Raw genomic sequence first — 1589 nt, 5'->3', positions numbered from 1 at the left:
TTCATGCCGGCCAGCACTGCCGAGGCTGCGTTGGTGCCGTGGGCGGATGCCGGGATGAGGCAGACGTTGCGCTGGGCCTCGCCGCGGGAGTGGTGGTAGCCGCGGATGGCCAGCAGGCCCGCGAGTTCGCCCTGGGAACCGGCGTTGGGCTGGATGGAGACCTGGTCGTAACCGGTGATCTCCGTCAGGTCGGCTTCCAAATCTTCGATCAGTTCGCGCCAGCCCTCGGTCTGGGAATCCGGGGCGAAGGGGTGGATCGAGGCGAACTCCGGCCAGGAGATGGCTTCCATCTCCGCGGTCGCGTTCAGCTTCATGGTGCACGAACCCAGCGGGATCATGGTGCGGTCCAGAGCCAGGTCGCGGTCCGACAGCTTGCGGATGTAGCGCAGCAGCTGGGTTTCGGAACGGTGCGTGTTGAACACCGGGTGCTGCAGGTAGTCAGAAGACCGCACGACGGCGGCGTCCAAGGCGAAGCCCTCAGTAGTGCCGGCTATTTCCGCGCCATAAGCGGCCACTATCGAAAAGCAGTACATGACATCAGCGATAGTCCGGTCAGTAGTCGTTTCATCGACTGACACACCGACCAAATCGCGGTCGATAGCACGCAGATTTATCCCTTTGGCCGCGGCGGCGGCAAGGACCTGTTTAGCTTGCCCGGGAACTCGCACGGTGACGGTGTCGAAGAAGCTGCCGTGCAGGACCTCAAGGCCCGCGGCCTTGAGGGACGCTGCCAGGGTGCGGGCGTGGTTGTGGGCGGTCTCGGCGATCGCCTTCAGGCCGTCGGGGCCGTGGTAGACGGCGTACATCGAGGAAACGATGGCCAGCAGTGCCTGCGCGGTGCAGATGTTGGACGTCGCCTTCTCGCGGCGGATGTGCTGCTCGCGGGTCTGGAGGGCGAGGCGGTAGGCGGGAGTGCCGGCGTCGTCCTTGGAAACGCCCACCAAGCGGCCCGGCATGGAACGCTCGAGGCCCTTCTGGACGGCCATGTACGCGGCGTGCGGGCCGCCGAAGAACAGCGGCACGCCGAAGCGCTGGGTGGAGCCGACCGCGATGTCGGCACCCTGCTCGCCCGGAGGTGTGATCAGGGTCAGGGCGAGGAGATCGGCGGCGACGGTGACGAGGGCGCCGCGTTCCTTGGCGGCGGCAATCACGGCGGAGTGGTCGAACACCCGGCCGGAAACGCCCGGCTGCTGCAGCACGATGCCGTTGATGTCGCCCTCGGGCAGGCCCCGGGACAGGTCAGCGATCTCCACCTCAAAGCCCAGCGCCTCGGCGCGGCCCTTCACGATGGCAATCGTCTGCGGGAGGCAATCGGCGTCGAGCACGGTCTTGCCGTCGTGGGCGGTCTTGTTCTTGTTGGCGCGTCGCATCATGAGGACCGCTTCGGCGACGGCGGTGGCTTCGTCCAGGAGGGAAGCGTTGGCGATGGGCAGGCCCACGAGGTCCTGGACCATGGTCTGGAAGTTCAGCAGCGCCTCGAGGCGGCCCTGGGAAATTTCCGGCTGGTACGGGGTGTACGCCGTGTACCAGGCCGGGGATTCGAGGATGTTGCGGCGGATCACCGGCGGAGTGACAGTGTCGTAATAGCC

General features: G+C 66.5%; 1 protein-coding gene. It reads right to left on the bottom strand.

Annotated features, from left to right (window positions below):
* A partial coding sequence (locus AC3WJU_RS22415) for an aminomethyl-transferring glycine dehydrogenase (protein WP_492260920.1) occupies window positions 1-1589 on the bottom strand: 1589 nt, incomplete at both ends.

This window comes from Arthrobacter sp. FW306-1B-F12A (genome assembly GCF_058781865.1).
The sequence above is the reverse complement of the archived record's forward strand: the minus strand, read 5'-3'. Positions and strand labels throughout refer to the sequence as shown.